The organism is Alcanivorax sp. DG881 (genome assembly GCF_000155615.1).
Classification (GTDB): Bacteria; Pseudomonadota; Gammaproteobacteria; order Pseudomonadales; family Alcanivoracaceae; genus Alcanivorax.
Genome location: NZ_DS989915.1, coordinates 3337115 through 3354841, shown reverse-complemented (window position 1 = coordinate 3354841; position 17727 = coordinate 3337115). Strand labels below are relative to the sequence as shown.

Sequence of the window (17727 nt, the reverse complement as noted above, 5' to 3'; positions counted from 1 at the left end):
CTGCCTGTGACACAGAGTTTTGAACACCCTCGATTCAAACAGAGCTAGCTTATTTGCTAGCTCATTGCGCGTATTGCCTTCACTACCTCAAACTCTTCACTAGTAAAATGGCCATGAGCCTCAATGCCTGCTAAAGCGTGTCTAAGCTTTTCTGCGAAAATTTCAACTTCGCTTTGTGACGACGCTTCTCCGATTTTCTTTAAAGCTCCTTCATAAACTTTAACACCTTGGTTCGTATCTCTAGCCTTTGCTAATTCCAACAAACGACCGACGTGAGCTAATAGTGTATTTTTATCAATCATTGCTTAAATTCCTCCGGTAATTTATCCGTTCTTATCCAAGAGGACTTCGGTAAACTGTTGATATCAATAAGCCCTTGATAGCCCCCGCCAGGACGGAACTCGTCAGTAAAGTCGCCGACTTGTTTAGCCGCCGCCCCCTCACTTACCCAAGTACCCTTAGGTGGTTTAAAAGTGGTAACTCGATCAATCGCGACACCCCACTCATCAAGTATTGCTAGATCATTTCTCAAATCAACTTCACTTGTATATTGCTTTTTAGTCACGTAGTTATGAGTCTTTCCTAACCTATTATCTTTCCCATGATATTTATAGAAAACCTCATCACCTGAAACCTGTCTATTAACCGCAATACCATCGGTGTAATTACCTAAGTGATATTCGGGAACAGCCGGCCCCGGCAAGGTTTTGCTGTTTGGAACAACAAATTCCGGATACATCGTACCCGCATCAACCTTCCCTAACTGCCCCAAACGCCCATAAGGCAGCATCCCCGCAAACTCCAGCCCTAACGAAATATCACTGGCTGACGACACCCGGGCAGCATCGAAGTTGTTCCCCTGCAACTGATAAAGGTAAGTGCTCACCATGGCATCATTGCGAGCTTCAGCGATCCCCCCCAGGAAACCGGGAGGATCCAGAACTGGTTTCAACATACCCTGATACATACCTTCCAGGGCATCTTCCGGGTTACCCATGAGGTAAGCCAGCCCGTCCATCATGCCTGCCACATTGTCGAGGCCACCCGCACCAATACCTCCCAGAATCAGCAGAGAATCCCCCGGGTTTACCCCTTGATAAAAGTGCTGGTCATAGAACTGACGCTGGGGACTTAGCCTGTTAGAAAGCCCTTCCCCATAAGCTGTTTGATCCACATAAAGCCCGGCATGGTTCTGTCGGTAATCCTGTAAGTACCCCTTTATTTCTTCAGGGGTATAGGACTGGTTTTCTTCCATAGGAGAAGGAATCTCACTGGTATCCAAGGGGGCATAGCGATCCCCCAACTCCACCAGCGCTTCAGAAAGATAGTCCATGGCTTCGCTATCTGGTTCTCGCAAGCGGCCACCAAAGACTTCATTCCACCCCACATCAACAGCCCCGAGCAGCTCTTTTGTCATGCGTTTCTCTGCTTGCTGCTCGGTAATCCCCAGCGATCCAGCCATTTGCGGAGCCATTGCACGTATCGCGGTGATCTCGGTATTGTCTATTTGCCGATACTTCAACGCCCCTCGGCTGGCATCAGACGCAAACCGATAACCGTTCTGCCCCAATAACTGCTGATGTTCAAACTGATTCTGGATCGGCACCACCGCATGATGCTGAGCAATCTGATCACTATTCGCCCAGGCATTGGCTCTGTAGGTCAGGCCTGTCAGCCACCCGGCAAGGCCCGCCATATATTCGCCCGAACCCTCCAGGTGCATACCTTCATGGGCCAGTGTGTTGACGATGCTCTTGCGACTGTCTTCACCCAAATCCAGATACAGGGTGTTAGTGTCCGTATTGGAAGCTCCCGCTACTCGCTCGCCGTTTTCATTGAAGGCATCTTCCGTGACGTTAACGCGATCACTCTTTGCACCGTTGATCACTTTATCGACATCATTTAAGGAATCCTGAGCGTACTGTGCATCTTCCACATCGCCGTCACGAATACCTTCAATATCACCTGCGAGTTTACCGCCCTCAATATAGCCCGCAGTTTGCCCGCCGGAAATTTTGTCTAACAAGTTACCGACTTCACTAACGTGCAGAGCGCCGGCCGCTGTGCCAACGACCCGTGCCAAGTCTCCGGTGGCACCACCAATAGTGCCTTTGACGTTGTTCTTGAAGTCAACGTGCTGATCCTTAATAACTTGTCGGCCTACCTCAGAGAACATCCGGTGATCCATCGACATGCTGGCATTCAGTGCCCCGGTTTGTTGCTCCAGCGTTATTATCTGCGCGGCGTCTACGTCGCGGTTCAGACCGGAAAACTCTTCCTGCTCATCTAACGCGACACCTCCTACCCGCACATTGCCACCACCAAGGGTAGCCAGTGTCTGGCCTTCCATGCGGTTGCCTTCATTGTGTAGCGAGACGGTGGTGGAACCGGTGGCATATTCCTCGCCTTTCAGATGCCTACTACCCCGCCTATCAAGCTGCTCGTCAGTGCCGTCGTAAATCCCTTGTCCAAAGTTCGTTTGAATCCCACCACCGCTCTGGCTCGACCGGCTGTAATCGCGCAAGTCTTCGACGGTGAGAGTATCGGTACTGAAATTCAGGTTACCGTGATCAACCAGCGCTAATTCACCGGTTTCAGCCGCTTCCTCGTAGCTGGCATTAGCAATCATGCCGCCGACTAGGGTGGTGTCCTTGGCGGTGACCTGACTGCTTTCACCGTCGGCAATGAAAATGGCACTTTGCTGATTGGTCCGGGCGCCTTCACTGCTGCCTTTGCTTGTATTGAAGCCCGCACTGCCGCTTTGCGGTTTGCCGGTGCTACTGGTGCCCGCACCGATACCCACGTTGGCGCCAACACTACTGTTACTACTGCTATGCGTATCTTGCAGGCTTTCAATATGCAGGGTGCCGGTATCAATATTCGCAGTATTGGCAGTCACAACGCCCCCTTTGACGGTGAGGCTGTCGCTGGTGCTGTTCAGATGGCCCACATTGAGCTGGCTGTTGACGTACTGGGTCGCCTGGCTTTCTGACTCGGCTTCGTTAAAGCCGGCATTGGCATTCCAACTACCCGCGCCGCTGGTGCTAACGCTAAAGCCGCCGTTTTTGCTCTCTTGTTCAAAGCGGCTGCTTTGTTCGTTAGTGCCCGCGCCAATAAGGATATCCGCTGCATTCAAATCCAGAACTCCGGCATTAACCTCACTACCGATGATGCTGGCTGTCTTGTCCGCATTGATACTCATGGCGGCGGCATTCAGACTGCTGCCTTGCCAGGTCTTTTCTGTGGCGGTGCTGGTGGAGGTGGTTTCGCTATGCTGGGCACTGCCGCTGACGTAAAAGCCGGTGCCCCCCGCTGCAGCCCCTGCGGCGGTGGCCGCCAGAGCTTGAGTCGATGCCAGTTCCGCCTGGACCAGGTTGGCAGAGGCTGCGGCCAGCATGATGCGGTAGTCCTCCAGAGCCTCTTTGGCCAGTTCGCCCCGTTCAACGCGCCTTTCCGCGTCTTTCAGGGCATCTTTAGCGTCACCAACGGCGTCGCCAGCTTTCTTCAAGCCTTCAATGGCATACGCGGCATCCACGTAGGCATTACGAATACCCACCGACGTTTCCGTGGTTTTTTCCTTCAGCGTTTCCGTAACCGTCTTTTCATCCTGCACCCCGGTAATGCTGACGCTGTCACCAGCCAAGGACAAAACACCGTCTTCCCCTGTGGCCTCAATATCAGCATTGATCAGGCTTAACGCACTGTCTGCCTCAAGGACAATCTGATTCCCTGAAATACTGCTACCGCTATGCGTTAGCGTATTGGTAACCGTTGCCTGTTCCAACTCGGTCAACCGAAGCCCGCCCAGGCTGATTTCGTCCTTTTTCAGTGAGGGATCGATACTGGAGGCGGTCTCGGTTTCATCTTTTTCAGTGATCGTCGTTTCGGTGACCGCTGTATCCAGCAGGATATTGTCGGCCAGCATCACGACTTTGCCACTCTCTTCGTCAGCTTCCAGACTCGACCCCGTCAAGGTCATATCGTTTTGGGCAGAAAGCTGAATATTCTCTGCTTGCAACGCCGAACCAACCTCGCGCCGCTCATGGACTCGGCTTTCCGTACTTTCGGAAAGCTTTATTTCCATGTCTTTAGTCCCCAGTGCCAGGCCCGGCAAGTACAAACCGCCGGCCCCCATGATAACGGAGGAAGCTTTTGCCAATTCCTTAACAGGGCCACGCAAAGAACGGGTTTTTATATCCCAGTTTTCATTTTCCAGAGCGACGGTGCCGATGTAAAGATTATCGATACTGCCCCTCTCAATAATGGGGTTACCATTTTCATCCAGCTTCATCGCGCCGCTTTCATCAGTTGCCAGCGCTGCATCACCGATTCGAAGATCACCTGTCGCTTCAAGCTCGGCTGCGGCCAATACGACATTGCCCTTGACATCCAGTGAGATGTCCGCACTAGAGGATAGACCGGCACGCGCCAATGTCTGGGTCATGCTTCCGGTATCACGGGTTTTGATTCTGGCGGCGTTCTTTTCCTCAACCTGTGTTCGGCGATATTCGCTATTCACTGCGGACTCAATACGGACACCATCACCTGCCACAGCTTCAACACCTTGTTCCCCGTGCCCACTAGATGCAAACAACGCAATACCACCGGACTCGGCATTAAGAATAAGGTTACCCAGAGCAGCGAGGTTACTTCCAACAACTCGCTGCGATTCCGCTTCAATCGTTTGCTCTTTGCTACTCCCAAAACTCCCATCATCCTTGCGGTAGCTATAAAGAGAATCGCTTTCCAACGCGTAACCTACGGTTATATCGCCCTGCGCCTTCAGCTTGATATCACCTTCGCTATTCAAGTTACTGGCCATGATGGACAGATCATTTTCTGCCTCCAGCAACATATCCAGGTTGCTATTAAGGTTACTACCGAGTTGTCGGACCTTGCTTTGGGTGAACTTCACATCTCCCTGATCCATGTGGCTACCCTGGCTAACGGCAACGCTTTTCACGGAAAGGTCACCATCGGCCACCAGCGTCAGCAACCCGGCATCTACCTTGGCCCCCTGCAAACGGATATTTCCACCGCTGGTTACAGACAGGTTATCCGCCCTCAACTGTGCCTGTTCAGTTAACCGTGTCATCCAGTTTAGGGGATCCCCTACTGCGTCGGCCAAGGTGGCTACCTCAACATTACCCCCGGCATCCAACGCCAGAGACTTGGCCACCAGCTCCCCACCAAGGTTTTGAATATCCTGCGCGCTTTGCAAATTCAGCACATTACCCGCAACCATCGAGCCTGTGTTAGTGATGTCTCCCTGTTCTGCGGCCACCGCTGCGCTGTTTTCCGCAACAATATCGCCGTGATTAGTCACGTTATCCCCGCTGATGGCTACATCTTCACCACGCAATTGTGGGCCATCCATGACGGCACTACCCTGGGCCAGATACAGCACCGGCACCAGAACCAGATAGCCCGCCACATCTTGTTCCTCGAGCCAGACCATATCCTGCTGCAGGGCGTTAACCTGATCTGCTGTCAAGGCCACGCCCACGCTCAGTTGTAGAGATTCAGCCGCAGCAAAGGCGTTATCCATTAACCAGCGAAATTGTTCTTCGTCACTCTTGAAGTCAGGATCAAGAAACCGGGTACCGGTTGCGGCCAGTACCGCATCACGAACAAGGGTCGTTTCATAATAGCTGTCACCAAGCCTTTGAATGCTCTGGTCCGGCTCCATGCCAAGGCGATTGATCAGATATTCGCTGCCCAGAAAACCATCTAGCGTTGCAAACAGTGGGTTGGTTTCAATCAGATAGAGGTGGCCGGGGTCATCATTAAAGATAAAAAGGCCGTGAGCTCCGGGAAGATCAAACCCCAGCGAGAGAGGATCAAACCGAAACAAGGTATCCGAGCTGTTCTCACCTGTGTCGCCATAAATGGCATCCATGGCAGAGCCAAAGCTAAACGCGGCGCCTTCTCTCTCATCACCGTTACTCACTTTCTCAGCATCAATAGTGAGCTTCCCACCTGCACTCACCAGCGCATTGATTACGGTTTCTGTCAGAATATTCGTATGGCTGCTTGCTCCGCCACGGTTACAGCGAACCCGGCTACTGTCACATAAATGCCAGTTCTCCGAGGTCGGAATAGTCGTGTAGGTGTAGTATTTTTTCTTGGTGCCTCCTCCCGAGCTTTTCTTCCTAAGCCAGGATTTATCGACACGCGTCACCTCCTTCAAATCAACCGTATACGCTGTATTATCGAAGCGGTTTGCCTTAATAGCTATGTCGTTATTAGCCGCAATTACACTGGCATCATTGAACAGATAATCACCCATGAGCCAGAGATCACCGCCAGCCAATAGCTGTGATTGCCGGGGCGAGGAATAAGACTGCACAATCTGTCTTTGATATTTATGACGATAGGTCGAGTCATGACAGGCACTGTTTCTATTTCGATTGAAGCAGCGACGATCATAATTCCTGTCATAGCTATAAACAGGGTCATCCCAAACGATTTCAACTTCTGGTTCACTGGCCAGCTTTTGCTCGAACTCCGCTGCCACAATACGGATTTTCCCTTCACTGGCGATTAGGCCGGATTCGTTGTTTACTCGTCGTGCCCAGCTGGCCTTATCTTCCCAAATGGCATCAATACTCTCCGAGAGATAACTACCTGCAATATCCAAATTACCTACAGCATAAATATCCCCGTAGTTATCCAGATCATCCAGGTATAGCTGCATCTCACCGGCGGACAACAATAGAGAGTGCGTTCCATTTCGGAGCCTTTCGCCGCTAAAGGTCAGACTTTGCAGCCCCGCCATGTCTCCATGATTTTCCAAGTCACTTACTGCCAGGCTCATATCACCTGCAGAGCTAAACACACCCTCATTGCGCAATTGGTTTGCAGTAACTGACACATCACCATGCACCTGCCAATCAGCTTCGGGACCAATGGATACCGTTTCCGCGTTCAAATTAAACGCATTATCAGCCCCTACCTCGCCCCTATGTACATAGTCTTTAGTCGTAAGAGATATCGTCTGGCCTGCCTGCAAGGCACCCGCCTCGTTGTTCAATTCTCTTACCGTAATTTCCAGATTCGCAACCGCATCAATTTCCCCGCTATTGACAAGGCTGCCAGAGGCGTTGACTTTCACGTCACTCTGGCCCGCCACTTTTCCTGTATTGGTCAAATTCTCAGTTGCGATCTCTGCTACACCCCCAGCCAGAACATCGCCATTATTGGTCACATGTTCTTCCGACAGGATGGTTACCCGATCTTCACCGGTTACGGAAACATCGCTCTCGATACGGGTCTGGTCAGAAATGATCGTTATTGCATCAGCATTAACATCACCACCTTGAAGATGGATGTCCCCAGCATTCATCGATAAATGCCCTTCAGCAGCGATACTTCCCACTGCGCTCACAGCGCCTAACGATGCAACCTGCATATCCCCTTTAGCACTGGCATCAGCAATAACCACATTTCCCTTCGCCGACAGCACCATATCCCCATTCTGGGCCGCCACTGGCGCATCCAGCTTCACACCCACGCCCTCTTCATTGGCGATCAGCCGAATGCGGTTGGCGTACATGCCGCCCAGTGCACTGGAATCGATGGCAAAGCCCGGCTTGTTGGTGCCGGTGGTTTCATTCGAGGTGGCCAGGGTGTCGCGGTCTACCCGTTGCTGGCCGGTGACGATGTTCAGGGAGTCCGCGTGCAGCTCGCCGGCCACCTTGACGGAGCGGGCGATGAGGTCGAAGCGGTCGGTATTCGAACCGTTCAATCCGTTCTCGCCAATACCAATACGGCCACCCTGCACATCAAACCCCTGCAGCTCGCCCCCTTCCATGATGGATTTACCGGTGGTCAGGGTGGCGTGGTTGGTATTGATAAAGCCACAACCGTTACAGCTGATGCCATTGGGGTTGGCCACCACCACATCGGCGCGGGCGCCGCCTACTTCGATGTAACCGCCCAGGCTGGACGGGTTCTGGCCGATGACTTCATTGAGAATCAGGCTGGCGGAGCCATTGTGCAGGTTCGGGTTGCCTTCGATGTAGCCACCCAGTTGGGTTTGCGTTACCTGCTGGCTGTTATTGAGAACAACGCCTTTGCTGCCTACGTTGAAATCGTTATAGAAATTCTGCGACACCCCTTTGCTGTTGGGGTTTTGAATATTGACCACGGGCACGCCATTGGCGGCTTTATCCATCGTCGGCCGCCCATTGGTGCCATGGGTGGGTGTGATGGGTTGTGCGGACAGCAGCATGGGCTGCCAAATCAGCAACAACGACAGCGTATACACCAGACCACGACGGACCGGCTTGGCGGAGGACTCAGAATTCGGCATAAAGTGAGGCATGGAGAGTATACTCGCTGTCTGTCAGTTCCGTTGAATGCTGTTCCATGGGCCAGGAAATTTCGGTGGTGAGGCGCACCGAGCGGTAGCCCAACCGCACTCCTGCGGTGGTTGAATCTATGCGTGAAAAACCAAACTCGTTCTGATTGCCCGGCACCACTCCGGAGTCATACGCGGCAAAAGGGATCACCGAGACAGGCCCGGTGATCGGCGGGTAACCATCGAACTGCACGCTGCCCGCCACGGCTGAATTCCCGTTCAGGGTAATATCCCGGTACCCCCGAACCACTGAACTGGATGCCACCGAGAACCGTTCCGAGGGAAACAACACGTCGTTGGCATACTGTGCATTCAACCGTAATGACAGGGCGCCATATAACGGCTTTATAAAGCGATTGGCTGTAAGATATGTCTGATAGCGAGTGTGCGTTTTCTCTGCAATCGAGACGTCACCCGGAAGGTTCGTCGCCGGCCCCGTGCCCCAGCCTTCTTCCACGGTGACCGTGCCCGCCAGCTGAGTTCGCCCCCAAAGGTGTTTGGCATTGATGCGCCCACCCAGGGCTTTCAGCTGGTAGGAACTCACCCGGATGACCGCATCGTCCAACAGGTTCTCGGTATCGGAGTAGGCGCCTAACAGCGAGAACGACAACCGGGAACGGTTGCTGCGATACAAAGTACGAGTGAGCTCAATACGGGAGGTATCGGTGGCGCCAGTGGTTTCAAAACGCTGGAAGATCCCCTGGATTTCGTTTTCATACTGTTGGCGGTTATAGCTCAACGCCAGGTTCCAGTAGCCCAGGCTAATGTCATAACTGAGCCCGGCCCCCCAGGCACGATCCGAAAATTCCGTATCCAGATCGCTATTCAGGGATAGAGAGATCCTGTCGGTGAGTCCGAAGGGGCTGCCCCAGTCCAGCCCCGCTTGAGCGGTGCCATGGGTAACATCCCCATAGTGCTCTTCATCCAGCACCAGGGTGCCCCGGTAGCGCCGTGGCCATTCCGCCTGACCCAGCACGACCGTGCCACCCTGTTCCTCCCCGGGCGCCAGATCCATCTTCGCGTCCAGATGGGGTAACCGCGCCAGGGTTTCCACCGCGTGCTCCAGATCACGCAGGTTGACCAGATCACCGGGCGACGCAGGCACCGCCCACTCCAGCACTCGCACAGGCATGCCCACGGCCTCGAAGGACTCCACACGACCGGCCACCACCAGAAGCACCAGGGTGCCGGAAGCGATATCCTGTTCCGGAATCAATACACGGCTAGTGACATAACCTTTGTCGATCAACGCATTGGAAAGCACCGCCTGTAAGGCGCGAATGTCTTTCATACCAATGCAGGTTCTTTCTACCGCATCGGCGGGCCGCCGAAACCAGCGACCAAAAGGAAGCGGAGCATCCCCCAACGTTTTGAGTTGAACCGATTCAATCTCAAAACAGCGGTCGGATGCACCAGAGCCTTCCGGAACAGGCATGCGCAGGTCCGGCCCTTCGCCGGGCACCTGCATATCTTCCAGCTGCTGCTGCTGACGCTGGCGCTCCTGCTCTTGCAGGCGGTCGAACATGCGTTGCTGGGAATTCGGGGCAGGAGCGGCCGTTACCGCCCCAACGCCTCCAATACCCACACAGAGACAGGCGGCGATAACGCCGTAACGAAACAACGGGTTTTCCCCCAACATGGCTATCCTTGCCGATTATCATCACACTGCCGCAGCGGGAAGGTTCATTGCCTTCTCGTAGTTGTGTATTGTGCTGCGGCGAATAAACAGGCGGCGAGTCTACACTCTCCCCTGACAAAACGGACTTGAGAGACAACACGGACGTGAACTTCATCACACTGATACCGGCACAAACTGCCCAACGATTTTTCCTGGCCCTTTTTCTGGCTTTTTTTAGTACGGCAGTGCATTGCGACGTGCGCCAAGCCATGGCCCCACTGACAGATCCATCCGCCAATGCTGACCATGCTGTTGAAGAGGCGCTCAAGGCCAGCAAGGCTCTGAAGCCAGCAGAACAACTGGTTTTACAGAACCGCCTGCGCCTGCGGCAAGCCGCCATGATGATGCTTAACAACCAGTTTAGTCAGGCCCGGGAAATCTTGAGCACAATAGAAACCGCCAGCCCCTCGGGCGCTCAGGCAGGCCTGTTGATGGCCGAAAGTTTTCGCCTGGAAAACAACACCGAGCAGGCAAAAAACTGGTTTCTACGCACGGCCCGGCACTTCCCTTACCGCCCGCAAACCCTTTCCGGCTTGATGAGCGCCGCCCACGACCAACGGACCACAAACCCCGGCCTCTCCCTTGCCCTTTACCAGGAAGTGGAAACACAAAGTCAATTTGCCGAAAACCAGCTGAGCATCCTGAGGGCAAGCGGTCACATCGATCCGCTGGCCGTTATTTTTCCTTCCGAAATAAATGATGATGTGCGCAAGACGCTATTAAAAAACTGCCTTCACCACCCAGAACTGAACCTGCTGCATGCGTCATCCCGACTCCAGGAGGCAGTGGCTACCCTTCTGCAACTGCAGGCACAAAATAGACAATTAACCGAACAGCTCAACGCATTAACGCAAAAACTGGCCACGTATCAAAAGCAACGCAGTGCTATAGAAGCCACCCTCAGCAGCAATGCCAGCCAACTCACTTCGCTTAAAGAACAGCTGGTCCCCAATGACTTCAGCCCTGACCAGACACACATCCGCCAGCAACTGACCCGGCTGACCAACCAGCAAACCCGACTGCACGCCCAAATCGCCTTCATCGACCAGGCAAGTGAGTCTCTGCCCGGCATTATTGACAAGATCGACCGCCAGACCCGCCAACTTCACAGTGCAGCCATGGCTCAACTCAAGGGAAGTCAGGTCGACGTGGAGACGGTGCTGAATAAAAGCTATCAGGCGTATTTAAGTGACCTGCGCAACCTGACCGCAGAAGCAAAGCTGCAACGTGCAGAAATACAAATATCGGCTTCTCCATAATACGAGGGCGGCTTGCCCTTTCTCTCTTCTTCCACCGCTCAGCATGCTTTCGCCTTCCCTGCCTTCTGCCCTACCTTTTCCCAGCATCCTGTGGTTCACTGCCGACATCACGCCCCGGAACACGGTTTGCCATGCCCACACTCAAATGCCCCAGTTGCGAACAGGTCCTGCGCCTTGCCGGCAATAGCTGGCACTGCGATAACGGCCACCAGTTCGACCGTGCCAAACGCGGTTACACCAATTTGTTGCTGGCGCAGCAGCGCCGCTCCCGGTCACCGGGGGACGACAAGGCCATGGTGCAGGCGCGCACGGCTTTTCTTGAGCTGGGCCGTTATCAGCCATTGGCAAATGCCCTGCTCGCTCACCTCCCGGATGAAGAACCCGCCTGGCTGGATATCGGCTGTGGCGAAGGCTGGTACACCGAGCAGTTTGCCCAGCGGTTGGGCGGCGTGAATGGTGTGGGCGTGGATATTTCCAAGTTCGCGGTGGATGCAGCTGCCAAGCGTAACAAGCGCATCACCTGGTTGGTGGCCAGCGGCGCCCGGCTACCGCTGTTTGATGCCAGCCAGCAAACCGTATTTGTGTTGTTCACCCGCTTGTTCGTGGATGATATCGCCCGGGTGCTACAACCCGGGGGGGAATTGATTGTTGTCGGTACCGGGGAAACGCACCTGCTGCCGTTGCGCGAAGCCCTGTACGACGATGTGCGGCAAAGCAGTTTCGATGCGGGCAAGTTTCTGGATGATCGCTTCGAGCTGATCTCCAGCGAGACGCTGCATTGCGAATGGGTGCCCGAGTCGGAAGAAGAGCTCCGTAACCTGCTGGCCATGACCCCCCACCACTGGCGGGCACGGCCGGATGCGAAAGCCGGTATTGGCGCCCTGGCCGGCAAGCCCATGAACGGACATTTTGTGATTCAACGCTGGCGGCGGGTGGCGTAGATTTCGTTTTTATCACGCGTGATGTCGGATTACGGCTACGCGTAATCCGACAACACGACGCAAACGCCTCCCATCACCCCACTCTCTTCCCAAGCACTCGCTCCAGATACCCCAACAAATCATCCGCATTACTCACCGGCGCCCGGTAAGCCAGATGCCCATCCGGGCGCATCAACCAGAGCCGGCCCTGATCGCCGAATGCGCTGGCAAACTCGCCCTCATGATCACGCCAGATACGGGTGGTACCTTCCCGGGGCACATCTCCATTTGCGGTGGCCCTCGCCGCAATCACGGTCAGGTGCACGCGCTCACGGTATTCCTGCCCCAAACGATCACTCAAGGCATACATCACCAGCCGCTCGTTATGCTCGGGGGATTCGCTCAACTGCAGCAACAAATGATGTACCGGTTTGCGCAACAAACCGTGCAACTGATGCAGGTGCCCGGTGCGCACGGATTTCAGCGCCGCATCCGGCAGCCGATCGCCGGGCAGCGGCCCCTGATGCCGCCAGCCCACGTCGGCCTCCGGCCCACAGGTGACCAGCGGCGAATTACGATAATGCACATCCAGCTGGCTGGCCGTGCGCAGCAGTCGGCTGGAAATATTGCGACGGCTGCCGGCCAGTTTCAGCAGCGAATCGCGACTGCGCCGCAGCAAGGGCAATTTCACCAATGAGGCCCGCGACAGCATATCCACGCCATACAGCATTTTCTCAGCCACCGGGCGCCGTTCCTGCTCGTAGCTATCCAGCAAGGCACCCTGCCCAAACCCCTTGAGGTAAAACGCCAGCTTCCAGCTCAGATTGAAGGCATCCGCCAGGCCGGTGTTCATGCCTTGAGCACCCAATGGACTTTGCACGTGAGCCGCATCGCCAGCCAGGAAAACCCGATTGCGCCGAAAATGCTGCGCCAGCCGGCGCTGCACGGAGAATTGGCTCAGCCAGCGGGGTTCACCCAAATCAGGCACGTCCCCAAGAATCGACGTTAGCCGTTCGCTAAAGGGCGCCAGACTAAATGGTGTTTCCGGCGGCTCACGGCGGGCCATAATCAGCCGCCAGCCCTGCGGCAAAGGCAAGGCCAGCAACAGCCCTTCTTCCTGCAAAAAACCATGGGAGCGATCGTTGCTCCAGGGGGCAGTATCCCAAGGCACATCTGCCAACAGGAAATGCTCGCTGTAATCCACCCCGTTGAAACCAATGCCAAGTTGCTCACGGACCGTGGAGCCCACGCCATCGGCCCCCACCAGCAGCTCGGCATTCAATGTCTGCACCTCCGCCCCCTGGCGAATGCGCGCCTGCACACCGCTGCCGTCCTGGCGGAAATCCAGCAACTCGGTACTGCGAATCAATTCCCCGCCCAGCATCCGGTATCGGTCGATCAACACCGTTTCCACTTCGGATTGCGGGCAACTGAGCACCCACGGGTACGGCGCTTTCAGGGAGGTGAGATCCAGTTCGAAGAGAAACCCTTTATCGCCGTACACCGATACGGCCTTGAGGCGCCGCGACGCCTTGCGGATCGGCGCCAGCACATCCAGCGCCTCAAAGATTTCCAGCGAACGGGCATGCAGGCCCAGCGCCCGGGAATACGGTGATGGCGCCTCAAGACGATCGATGATGCAGCAGTTGATACCATGGCGGCGCAAGCCGATACCCAGTGCCAGCCCGGTGGGGCCCGCACCGACAATCAGCACCTGCGGTGTGCGGTTCTCGGTAATGGCGATGGTACACTCTCCTTATGGCACCCCTTTGGCGCCCCTGCCTGGCACGACTATGCCCACGGGGATAGCCCGGTTCTGTCTTGCAGTCCACCGGACACGTTTCTGTGCCTGTGGCCTGCAACAGCCGCGCCAACACGTGAACGCTTACCCGAGCCCATCATGGCACATTCCATGACGCCCTCCATGGCGCCAGCATCGCGCAAAATTATCCACGTGGACTGCGACTGCTTTTACGCCGCCGTGGAAATGCGTGACGACCCCAGCCTGCGCGGCCGCCCGGTGGCCGTGGGCGGCGACCCGCACCGGCGCGGCGTGATTGCCACCTGCAACTACCCGGCGCGGCAATTTGGTGTGCATTCGGCCATGGCATCCTCCCAGGCCCTGCGGCGCTGCCCGGAACTGGTTATTGTGCCTCCGAACTTTGACAAATACCGCAAAGTTTCCGCCCAGATCCATGACATTTTTCGTCGTTATACAAGCCTGATTGAGCCGCTGTCACTGGACGAGGCCTTTCTGGACGTGAGCGCCAGCGAACAATTCGATAATAGCGCCACCCGCATTGCCCAGGCATTGCGCCAGGACGTTCGCCGGGAGGTGGGTATTACCGTGTCAGCAGGCGTCGCCCCCAACAAATTTCTGGCCAAGGTCGCCAGCGACTGGCGCAAGCCCGACGGGCTGTTTGTGATCCCCCCGGCCCAGGTCGAGGAATTTGTGGCCGCCCTGCCGGTGAACAAGATTTCCGGGGTGGGCCGGGTCACCGGTGAACGCATGGCCGGCCTGAACCTGAAAACCTGCGGCGACCTGCAACAGCTAAGCCGACTGGAGCTGGGCCAGCACTTTGGCAGTTTTGGCGAGCGGCTTTATCACCTGTGCCGCGGCGAAGACAGCCGCCCGATCCAGACCGGGCGGCGGCGCAAATCGGTATCGGTGGAGCGCACCTACGACAAGGACCAGCTCACCCTGACGGACTGGCTCCGGGAACTGGAGGGGCTGATTGAAAAGCTGAAGGAACGGTTTGCCAAACTGGATCAGCACTACCTGATCAGCGGGCTGACCGCCAAGGTGAAGTATCAGGATTTTGTCAGCATGAGCTGCGACAAGGCCGGCAATGACCTGGATTCCGCCCACTTCGAGGCCCTGTTCCGCCAGCTTTGGGAGCGACGCGAAGGCCCGGCCCGCCTGCTGGGCATCGGCGCCCGGCTACGCGACCTGAAAGCCCCCCAACAACCGGACCTGTTCCCGGAAGAACGGGACAAGGCCCTGCATAGCCAGCGAAACAGGATGTGACAGGAGGCGCGGCACGCTTCACGCTTCACGCAACAACACGGAGATAGGTCAGGGGCCACCGACTATTCATTCGTCCCGCGCGGAGGCTACATCAGCAGAAGCGTAGGTTGGATTACGCCTTTCAGACGTAGGTCAGATTAGCCTGAAAGGCGTAATCCGACATTTTGCTGGTGGCCCGCGGCGCTTCGCGCTCTTTGTTAGCGCCAAAGAGAGAGTCGCGTTGACGCCTGTTGCGTGCAGCGTGTGGCGGGCGTTCCTAGTGCAGCCGCTGACAAACCCGGTCGTGAAGATGCGCCGGAATCAGCCCATCCATCAATTCCCGGCCGCGGCGTTGCACCGGCTCCATTTGTGCATCCAGGTAGGCATCCAGCGTCGCCACACAATCGGCGCAACGGGTAACGGTAGCCGAATCCGGGTGTTCGGACGCCGCTTTCACGGCCTGTTCCAGTTGGTTCAAATACTTGAGCAACATGGTTTGCTCCTGAGTCTCACTCTCTGCTGAGGCCTGTTCAGCGGCCCCGAAACTGATCAAGTCTGGCCGATAATGGCGACAACCTCATGACAATGCGTTGCCCCATATCAACATAACAGGCGCCCTGGCCTGTATCGGGAAGTTCCTGCATGAGCAATGCCGTGAACATTCCCGCCTTGATGTTAAATCGGACGCACGTGCCGGCCCGTCGTTCCCCGGCAAAATGTAAAAACACTTGTCCGCCGACGGGCGGGCTGCCAGCTTGAAAGCAGCGCCCTCACCCCCAACACTCCTTTCTCGCCCGGACTACGGTACCCTCTCTGGTACTCTCTCTGAAAGCGATGACAGAACAAGCCCAATACCGGTATTAAACCGACCTGATTATTTGCGACGGACCGACCTTATGACCGAAACGGTATCGACCATTGTGGCGCCGGAAGGCAGCCTGGAAGTACTCAGCCAACATGAAGTGGAGCGCCTGCGCGATACCTCTGGCAGTGGCTTGCATGACCTGCTGCGCCGCTGCGCCCTGGCGGTGCTGAACTGCGGCACCCCCACCGATGACAGCCGCGAGGTACTGGAAACCTACCACGACTTCGAAATCGAAGTGATTCAGGAAGACCGCGGGCTACGCCTGAAGCTGGACAACGCCCCGGCTGGCGCCTTCGTGGACGGACGCATGATTCGCGGTATCCGCGAGCACCTGTCTGCGGTATTGCGCGATATCGTCTACGTGGCCAACGAGATCCAGAACAACGACCGTTTCGACCTGAATAACAGCGAAGGCATTACCAATGCGGTGTTCCATATTTTGCGCAACGCCGGGGTACTCAAAGCCGGAGCCTCACCAAACATGGTGGTTTGCTGGGGCGGGCACAGCATCTCCCGGCACGAATACGATTACAGCAAAAGCGTGGGCTACCAGCTTGGCTTGCGCCACAAGGATATCTGCACCGGTTGTGGCCCTGGCGCCATGAAAGGCCCCATGAAAGGGGCCCATGTGGCCCATGCCAAACAACGGGAGAAGGAAGGCCGTTATCTGGGGATTTCCGAGCCGGGCATCATTGCCGCCGAAGCGCCCAACCCCATCGTCAACGAACTGGTGATCATGCCGGATATCGAAAAACGCCTGGAGGCGTTTCTGCGTCTGGCCCATGGCATCATCGTGTTTCCCGGCGGGGTTGGCACCACCGAAGAGATCCTCTATTTACTGGGCGTTCTGTTGCACCCGGACAACGCGGACATTCCCCTGCCCATGGTGCTCACCGGCCCGGCCAGCAGTGCTGACTACTTCCGCCAGGTGGATGCGTTTATTCGCTACACGCTGGGCGAAAAAGCCGCAGAACGCTATCAGATCATTATCGATGACCCGGAAGCCGTGGCCCTGGCCATGTGCCATGGCATCGACCGGCTGACCCTGTTCCGCCGGGATAACGACGATGCGTTCTATTTCAACTGGCGGCTCAACGTGCCATTGGCCTTCCAGCACCCGTTCCTGCCCACCCACGAGGCCATGGCCGCGCTGAATCTGGACACGGATCAACCGGTTCACGAACTGGCCGCCAACCTGCGCCGCGCCTTCTCCGGCATCGTCGCCGGCAACGTAAAGGAACATGGCATCCACGCCATCGAACAGCATGGCCCCTACAAACTGCACGCCCCCAACGCCCTGATGATTCACCTGGACGAACTACTCAAGGCATTTGTGGAACAGCAACGCATGAAACTGCCGGGCAGCCATTACGAGCCCTGTTATGAGTTGGTGGGGTAACAGATAACGGCTAATCACGAGCCCCCTGGTAGGAGGGTCGGGGCTCCGGTGACGGTTCCTTGGTGGCCTATGCCATGAAAATTACCGACCTGGATCCTATTGGCTACGACATGCTGTTCGAACGTTTCCTTAACCCGGAACGGGTCTCCATGCCCGACTTTGACGTCGACTTCTGCATGGAAAAACGCGACCGCGTGATCAACTACGTGGCAAACAAGTACGGCCGTGATGCGGTGA

Annotated in this window: 9 protein-coding genes and 1 pseudogene; 5 read left to right on the top strand and 5 right to left on the bottom strand. The window is 56.0% G+C overall.

The window, feature by feature from the left end; all coding sequences use genetic code 11:
- Positions 1-56: 56 nt before the first annotated feature.
- The 3 genes from ADG881_RS15190 to ADG881_RS15180 are packed head-to-tail and all read right to left on the bottom strand — an operon-like array spanning position 57 to position 10001.
- Positions 57-302: a hypothetical protein gene (locus tag ADG881_RS15190; RefSeq protein ID WP_039926935.1), complete on the bottom strand. Its 246-nt coding sequence runs from the start codon at positions 300-302 to the stop codon at positions 57-59.
- The gene (locus tag ADG881_RS15185) at positions 299-8326 is read right to left on the bottom strand and encodes a hemagglutinin repeat-containing protein (RefSeq protein ID WP_083787491.1); all 8028 of its coding nucleotides are present in this window, start codon (positions 8324-8326) and stop codon (positions 299-301) included. Before ADG881_RS15185 ends, ADG881_RS15190 begins: the two co-directional genes overlap by 4 nt.
- Positions 8301-10001, bottom strand: coding sequence for a ShlB/FhaC/HecB family hemolysin secretion/activation protein (locus ADG881_RS15180; RefSeq protein ID WP_007149867.1), 1701 nt, complete (start codon positions 9999-10001; stop codon positions 8301-8303). The genes ADG881_RS15185 and ADG881_RS15180 overlap by 26 nt, the downstream gene beginning before the upstream one ends.
- A gap of 143 nt (positions 10002-10144) precedes the next feature.
- On the opposite strand from ADG881_RS15180, the gene ADG881_RS15175 reads away from it, so the two are divergent.
- Positions 10145-11299 (top strand): hypothetical protein, encoded by a 1155-nt coding sequence (locus ADG881_RS15175; protein ID WP_007151079.1) that lies wholly within the window; start codon positions 10145-10147, stop codon positions 11297-11299.
- 131 nt (positions 11300-11430) lie between these two features.
- On the top strand, positions 11431-12240 hold the full coding sequence (locus ADG881_RS15170; RefSeq protein ID WP_007150341.1) for a putative RNA methyltransferase: 810 nt from the start codon (positions 11431-11433) through the stop codon (positions 12238-12240).
- A gap of 73 nt (positions 12241-12313) precedes the next feature.
- Here ADG881_RS15170 and ADG881_RS15165 read toward each other — a convergent pair whose 3' ends face one another.
- Entirely contained in the window at positions 12314-13933 is a 1620-nt protein-coding gene (locus tag ADG881_RS15165; protein WP_007150780.1) for an FAD-dependent monooxygenase, read from the bottom strand.
- 186 nt (positions 13934-14119) lie between these two features.
- On the opposite strand from ADG881_RS15165, the gene dinB reads away from it, so the two are divergent.
- Entirely contained in the window at positions 14120-15247 is a 1128-nt protein-coding gene (gene dinB / locus ADG881_RS15160; protein WP_232211735.1) for a DNA polymerase IV, read from the top strand.
- Between the two features lie 256 nt (positions 15248-15503).
- Here the strand turns inward: dinB and ADG881_RS15155 are convergent, their stop codons facing one another.
- Complete coding sequence (locus ADG881_RS15155) at positions 15504-15719, bottom strand: hypothetical protein (protein ID WP_007151335.1); 216 nt, start codon at positions 15717-15719, stop codon at positions 15504-15506.
- 403 nt (positions 15720-16122) lie between these two features.
- Here ADG881_RS15155 and ppnN point away from each other — a divergent pair, with 403 nt between their 5' ends.
- Together ppnN and ADG881_RS15145 are read left to right on the top strand one after the other, a co-directional pair.
- Positions 16123-17490 (top strand): nucleotide 5'-monophosphate nucleosidase PpnN, encoded by a 1368-nt coding sequence (ppnN, locus tag ADG881_RS15150; protein WP_007148526.1) that lies wholly within the window; start codon positions 16123-16125, stop codon positions 17488-17490.
- 35 nt (positions 17491-17525) lie between these two features.
- Positions 17526-17727: pseudogene (locus tag ADG881_RS15145) on the top strand (hypothetical protein); the annotation flags it as partial.